We start from the raw sequence: 6,449 nt of genomic DNA on the forward strand, positions 1-6,449 counted from the left end.
GGTCGTATTTTCCCATAGGGGCAAAACGCCGCATCGGCTTACACGATATGTTCATGCCCGCATCATAAAAGCCCCCGTCGCGCCTCGCCCGCGCATCATGCCTAGACACCGCTCTGAACAGGGAAAAGGCCAGGGTCTCTTCACCGCCTCCCCTGAAGCGCGCCTCGCCGAGCGCTTTGCAGAAGCCCCGCGCACGCCCCTCATCGCTGGTACAATGGCGGTCATGAACGACGCACGCAACATCTACGCTCACGACCGCTCCCGTGTGTGGGACGAGTTCGCAGTCAACCTTTCCGGCAGCCGGGAAGGCCTCTTCGTCGCGGTCTGCACCGCTTCCACCTCCGAAGAGGCCCGTACCGCGATCGTCAAATCGGCCCAGGCCCTGGGGTACGGAGCCGACGGGGTCACCTTCGTGACGATCGACGCCACCGGCACCCGTCTCACCGCTCCCCAGCTCATCGACATCGTGGAGAGCATGGACCCCCTGTGCGTCGTCGCAGCCGACGCCGGCTCGACCCTCCTGTTCGCCGAAGCGGCCCAGAAGCTCGTAGAGCCCAACGAGCCCACCCGCCTGAACGGCCGCGAGGTACGTGCCTTCGACGACCTCAACGAGCTCATGCACACGCCTGCCGGCAAGCAAAGGGCCTGGGCGCTTCTGAAGACCCTGCCGTCCTTCCCGCGCTCCTAGGGCCCGCCGCGCACAGGCTGCAACCCACGCGCGCTTCAGATTTCCCGCATGCGCAAAACGGCGCCCCAAAGGACGCCGTCTCGCACGCTCTGCCTGATGCAGCCGTTAAATCTTGTACATGTAGTCGAAGACGTCTTGGCGCTGCAGGACGATCTGCACGCCCAGGCGCTTGGCTTCGGCGTCGAGTTTTTCCTGCACTTCGTTGAAACTCGCCGTGTCGGTATCGAGCGTAACCATCATGGTCATGCTGAAAATCCCGTCGAGAATCGTCTGGGAGATGTCGTCGATGTTCGCGTGGCATTCGGCGAGCACCGCGGACACGCCCGCGACGATGCCGGACTGGTCTTTGCCTAGAACGGAAATCACACAGCGCATAATCGTCCTTTCTCGATTGCGTGCTATTGTACCGCGCCCGGGCCGCTAACGGCCCAGAATCAGGGAGAGGGCCTCCTGGCGCGTGACCGAGTTGTTGCGGAAGGTGCCGCGCACCGCGCTCGTGGTGGTCTTGCTGCCCGGTTTCTTCACGCCGCGCATGCTCATGCAGAGGTGCTCGGCCTCGAGCACGACGATCGCACCCTGCGGCTTGAGCTGGTCCATCAGGGTATCGGCCACCTGGCCGGTGAGGCGCTCCTGCACCTGCGGGCGACGGGCGAAGCAGTCGACGAGGCGGGCCAGCTTCGAGATGCCGCAGATATGGCCGTCGGCCGCGGGGATGTAGGCCACGTGGGCCCTACCGAAGAAAGGCGCCAGGTGATGCTCGCACATCGAGTAGAAGGGGATGTCGCGCACGAGGACCATTTCCTCGTGGTGCTCGTCGAAGGTGGTCTCGAAGTATTCGGCGGGGTCGGCGTAGAGGCCGGCGAAGCATTCGGCGTACATCTTGGCCACACGTTCGGGGGTCTTCTTCAGGCCCTCGCGGTCGGGGTCTTCGCCCACACCTTCGAGAATCATTCGCACGCCGGCCTCGATCTTGTCGAGGTCCATGTGCGAACCGGTGATGTCCATTTCGTTGCTCATCGCTGCTAATCAGTCCTTCAGTGGTTGCGGGAAGCGACCCGGCGCGCCTGCGCGTCGGGAAAAAGCGCATGCGGGCAAGTATGACCCATAGGCGCGGGAACGCGAGGGGCGCCGGCCAATCTCCAGCGAAAGAGAAGAAGCCGCCGGCTGCGCCCGCTCATCGGGCGGAAGGCGGGCTTGCAATGCCCGCCCGCATCGGTGGAAGGCGGGATGCGCAGCTCGGCTCCTGCGCCCCGGGACTCAGGAGCGCTCACGGACGAGAGCGCGGACGCGGCATCCGCACGATGCGGTCGCAGGCGCCCGCCACCGCCGCATCGTGGGTGACGAGCAGGACGGGCGCCCGGCCGGCGCGAGCCCGCACCGCCGCGAGAACGGCATGGGCGGCAGCATCGTCAAGACGCTGGGTGGGCTCGTCGAGCAGGAAGGCGTCGGCGGGATAGGCCAAGGCGCGGGCGACGGCCACACGACGGCGTTCGCCTCCCGATAGGCAGGAGGCGTGCACGCGTTCCCTTCCCGCAAGCCCCAGCTCGGAAAGGAGGCGCAGAGACGTATCGCGGCCGGCGCCCACGAGCTCGACGTTGGCCAGCGCCGTCGCCCAGGGAAGGAGCGCATCGTCTTCGAAGACCATCGAGAGGCGCTCGGGCACGTCCTCCACGCTGCCGACATCGGGCTCTTCGAGCCCGGCGAGCAGGCGCAGGGCCGTGGTCTTGCCGCACCCGGAAGGTCCCATGAGCGCGGTGACGCCCCGGCTGGGCACCTCGAGCGTGAAACCGCTGAAAACGACCCTGCCCCCGTAGCTCTTATCGACGCGGTCGAGCTTCATCGGGCTCCCCCTCTCCCCCGGCCGCCCGCGCGGTCCGCCAGCGGGTCGCGCACGCACGCAACGCCGCTTCGAGCGCCAGGCTCAAAAGGACGATCGCCCCGGTCCAGACGAAGAGGTCGGGGGCTTCCAAAGCGAGCTTCGCCCGATAGACCCCGGTGCCTATGGCGAAGGGCGGTAGGGCGAGCACCTCGGCGGTGACGCCCGATTTCCACGCCAAACCCAGGCCCACCTCGGCGGCCGCGAGCAGCTCGCCGGAAAGCGAGGGCAGGTAGATCGACCGAAGCGCCCTGAGACGCGGGATGCGGAAGACGCGCACCAGATCGGCGTAGGCGGCCGCGGCCGCGTCGAAGCCCTCGATCGCATGGGTCCAGGACACGGGAAGGACCATGAGGGCCACAACGAGCGTGGGGATGACCGCATTGCCCACCCACAGGAGAAGCACGAGCACGAAGCAGACCAGCGGGGTCGTGCGCAGCACCTTCACGAAAGGCGAGAGGACCGCGCGCAGGGGCGGCGCGACGTGCATGGCCACCGCCAGCGCGGCGCCCGCCGCCATGCCGATGGCGAAACCGGCGAAGATGCGCGCGAGCGAGGAGGCGATCGACCGCCAGAAGTCGACGGCGGCCACCAGCTGCACGGCGCGGACGGCCACCTCGAAGGGGCCGGGAACCACGTAGCTCGCTCCCACAACAAGGGCGGTAACCTGCCAACCGCCGAAGAAGACGAGCAGGAACAGGGCGACGTCGACCGCGCGCCGCCCTCTCGCAGGGCTCGCCGCCACGGCTACCCCTTGTAGTAGAGGCCGTCGCCGGGGACGGCGCCGCCTACGGAGGTGGGGTTGCTCTGGGCGAGCACGCCCAGGAACCCGTTCACCGGCGCCTTCATGTCGTCGCCCGTAAGGCACACCAGGCCGCAGCGCGGAATGGCCGCCTGAGCCGCCTGGGCGTTCGGCAGGATCCCCTTGTCGGCGCACAGCTGCGCCGTTGCGGCCACGTCGCCGTTGGCTTGGGCGATCGACGCGTCGAGGTCGGAGAGGAAGGCGCCGATCGCCGCGGGATGCTCGTCGATGTAGTCGGTGCGCGCGACCACGCACCCCAGAGCCAGATCGGTGCCCGTGGCTTGCTTCCACAGGTCGCCGACGCTCAAGGCAACCTGCACGCCGGCATTCTTCGCTTGCGCCACCGAAACGAAAGGCTCGGGCAGCATCGCAATCGGCGCTTCGCCGTTGGCCACCATGGCCGCAAGCTGGGCGTTGTCGGCCACGTAGGTCACCGTGACGTCTTGCCCGGGGACCAGCCCCGCCTGTTCGAGCAGGTATTCGAGCACGTATTGGGGGTTGGCCCCTTCCCCGGTGGCGTAGACGGTCTTGCCCTTCAAGTCGGCCAGATTCGCGACCGGCTGGCCGTTGTCGACCAGATAGAGCGAGCCAAGGGCGTCGACCGCGACGATCTTCACCCCGCCCTGGGTCTTGTTGTAGAGCGTGCTCGCCAGGTTGGTGGGCACGGCGGCGATGTCGACCGACCCGCTGCTCACCGCGCTCACCACCTGGTCGGGTTGGCTCACGAACTGAACGTTGTACGCCGAATCGTCGGCAAGGTTGGCCATGCCGATGCCCGTGGGGCCGTTGATGGCCATGACCTGCGCGGGTTCCGCAGACGCGCTTTCGGCTTTCTGGCCCGCCTGCGCACAGCCGACGCAGAGGCAGGCCATCGCAAGGAACAGCACCGCCAGCGCGAACGGCCGTGCGACCTTTGTTTTCGCTCGTGTGTTCATTCTTCGATTCTCCTTACAAGACGGCGCCCGCAACCGGCGGGCGCCGCGCACGTTAGATATCCCAAGCGGCCTGATCGGTATGCAACCAAGCCTCGGCGGTTTCGGAAAGCGGTTCGCCCAAGCGCTCACGGTAGAGCTTTTGTATGTCGGGGTTCTCGTGCGAATAGCGCAGCACATCGGCCCCGTCGAGAGCATTGAGCACCGCTGCCCTTTCGGCATGTAGCTCACGATTGAAGGAAATGGGCTGGCCGCCGCCGCCCACGCAGCCGCCGGGACAGGCCATGATCTCGACGAAATCGCATTCGACCGTGCCCGCACGCAGGGCATCGAGCAGCTTGGCTGTGTTGGAAAGTCCGCTCGCCACCGCGACCTTCAGATGCAGACCGGCAAGGTCGAGTTGTTTTTCGACCCAGGGGCGTTCGGGCGTGGCCGCCGTGGTGTCGCATACGGCAATGGCGGGGTTTTCGCCCGTGAGGAAGTAGCCCGCCGTGCGCAAGGCGGCCTCCATCACGCCGCCCGTGCGACCGAAGATGGTGCCAGCGCCCGTACTCGTCCCCAACGGGTTGTCGAAGTCCTCTTCGGGCAGGTCGGCGCAATTCACGCCGAACAGGGCAATCATCCGGTCGAACTCGCGGGTCGAGAGCACGGCATCGACGTCGCGCCCAGCATCGGTGGACAGCTGGGGCACGTCGGCTTCGTACTTCTTGGCAACGCAGGGCATGACGCTCACGAGGAACACGCGCTTGCCTTCGGCAGCGGCGCGGTCGGCAAGAACGTGCTTTGTCACAGCGCCCTGCATTTGATGAGGCGATTTGCTCGTGGAAAGCTGCGGCACGAAATCGGGATAATGCAGTTTGGCGAAGCGCACCCAGCCCGGGCAGCAGCTCGTGAACAGGGGGCGCGGCTTGCCGGAGCGATACCATTCGATGAACTCGCTCGCCTCTTCCATGATCGTGAGGTCGGCGCCGAAATCGACGTCGTAGACCAGATCGAACCCTATCCGGCGCAGCGCGGCGACCATGCGGCCCTGCGTGGCCTCTTCGCGGGAAAGGCCCGCACCTTCTCCCCAAGACGCACGGATGGCGGGCGCCACCTGCGCCACCACGAGGACGTCGGGGTCGGCGAGGGCGTCGACGACCCGGTCGATGTCGCGGCGCGCCGTGAGGGCGCCCGTAGGACAATGTGTGATGCATTGGCCGCACAGCGTGCAGCCCGCCTGCGCGATGGGCGCACCGCCGGCGACGCCGACGCTGCGATGTTCGGCCGGCCCCGCCGCTTCCCATACCGAGCAGTACTGGACCTTGGCGCATTCGGACACGCAGCGCATGCAGCGGATGCACTTGGTGGCGTCGCGCTGCAGGGGAAACGCGGGATCCCACGGCTCGAAGGCGTAGACGGGCTCGGCGTCGAGCTCACCCACGTTGAGGTCGTGCGCGAGCTTCTGCAGGGCGCAGGTGCCCGTGCGCTCGCAGGTGGTGCACTCGCTGCGATGGCCGGACAGGATGGTCTTCATGTTGCGGCGACGGGCCGACACGACGCGCGGCGTGCGCGTGCGCACCTGCATGCCCTCCCAAACCGGGGTGTTGCAGGCGGGCACGAGGCCCTCTTCACCCTCGACTTCGACCACGCACATGCGGCAGGAGCCGATATCGTTGACGCGCCGCATCCAGCACAGAGTGGGCACCGGGGAGCCGGCAGCTTTCGCTGCGCGCAGGACGGTAGACGAAGCGGGCACGGTAACGGCGGCTCCGTCGACCGTAACCGTAACTTCAGAACGTTCGCTAGACATATTGGACGCGACCCCCTTCCATTGCACCGCACCCGTAATGGTCGCAGCGCAGGCATCTGCTCGCTTCTTGTTGGGCTTCCTCGACCGACATCTCGACTTCGACGCCTTCGAAATCGCAACGACGTTCGTGCGGAAGGCGTTCGTGCACTTCCACACGGCCGCAGGGCGTACGCTTGTTGGGATGAGGCGCCGGAGCGCTCACTCCGCAATCAAGCTCATGATGAAAGCCCAGGAACTCGTCGATGTTGCGCGCCGCGACCTTGCCGGCCCCCACCGCGAGGATCACGGTTTTGGGCCCGAGCTGGCAGTCGCCGCCCACGAAGACGTTGGGGAGGCTTCCTGCCGCCTTGAGCTGGGGC

Annotated in this window: 7 protein-coding genes and 1 pseudogene; 1 reads left to right on the plus strand and 7 read right to left on the minus strand. The window is 66.8% G+C overall.

The features are described 5' to 3' along the window. The first annotated feature begins 223 nt into the window (after window positions 1-223). A complete protein-coding gene (locus BN3270_RS01035; RefSeq protein WP_148335435.1) occupies window positions 224-688 on the plus strand; it encodes a hypothetical protein in 465 nt (154 codons plus the stop codon). A gap of 105 nt (window positions 689-793) precedes the next feature. On the opposite strand, the gene BN3270_RS01040 is transcribed toward BN3270_RS01035, so the two are convergent. The 7 genes and pseudogenes from BN3270_RS01040 to BN3270_RS09565 all read right to left on the minus strand — a co-directional run. Beyond that, complete coding sequence (locus BN3270_RS01040; RefSeq protein WP_058985311.1) at window positions 794-1,063, minus strand: ACT domain-containing protein; 270 nt, start codon at window positions 1,061-1,063, stop codon at window positions 794-796. A 45-nt stretch (window positions 1,064-1,108) separates the two neighbouring features. After that, entirely contained in the window at window positions 1,109-1,672 is a 564-nt protein-coding gene (gene folE / locus BN3270_RS01045; RefSeq protein WP_058985325.1) for a GTP cyclohydrolase I FolE, read from the minus strand. A 283-nt stretch (window positions 1,673-1,955) separates the two neighbouring features. Continuing rightward, on the minus strand, window positions 1,956-2,528 hold the full coding sequence (locus tag BN3270_RS01050; RefSeq protein WP_058985313.1) for an ATP-binding cassette domain-containing protein: 573 nt from the start codon (window positions 2,526-2,528) through the stop codon (window positions 1,956-1,958). After that, window positions 2,506-3,309: an ABC transporter permease gene (locus tag BN3270_RS01055; RefSeq protein WP_058985315.1), complete on the minus strand. Its 804-nt coding sequence runs from the start codon at window positions 3,307-3,309 to the stop codon at window positions 2,506-2,508. The genes BN3270_RS01050 and BN3270_RS01055 overlap by 23 nt, the downstream gene beginning before the upstream one ends. A 2-nt stretch (window positions 3,310-3,311) precedes the next feature. After that, window positions 3,312-4,301 carry an ABC transporter substrate-binding protein gene (locus BN3270_RS01060; protein ID WP_058985317.1) on the minus strand — a complete coding sequence of 330 codons (990 nt, stop codon included), beginning with the start codon at window positions 4,299-4,301 and terminating at the stop codon, window positions 3,312-3,314. A 52-nt stretch (window positions 4,302-4,353) separates the two neighbouring features. Then, window positions 4,354-6,090 (minus strand): [FeFe] hydrogenase, group A, encoded by a 1,737-nt coding sequence (locus tag BN3270_RS01065; protein ID WP_058985319.1) that lies wholly within the window; start codon window positions 6,088-6,090, stop codon window positions 4,354-4,356. Further along, a pseudogene (locus BN3270_RS09565) lies at window positions 6,083-6,449 on the minus strand (NAD(P)-binding protein); the annotation flags it as partial. The pseudogene BN3270_RS09565 and the gene BN3270_RS01065, both read right to left, overlap by 8 nt.

Origin of the sequence: Hugonella massiliensis (genome assembly GCA_001486445.1) — a bacterium.
In the GTDB taxonomy this organism is placed as follows: domain Bacteria; phylum Actinomycetota; class Coriobacteriia; order Coriobacteriales; family Eggerthellaceae; genus Hugonella; species Hugonella massiliensis.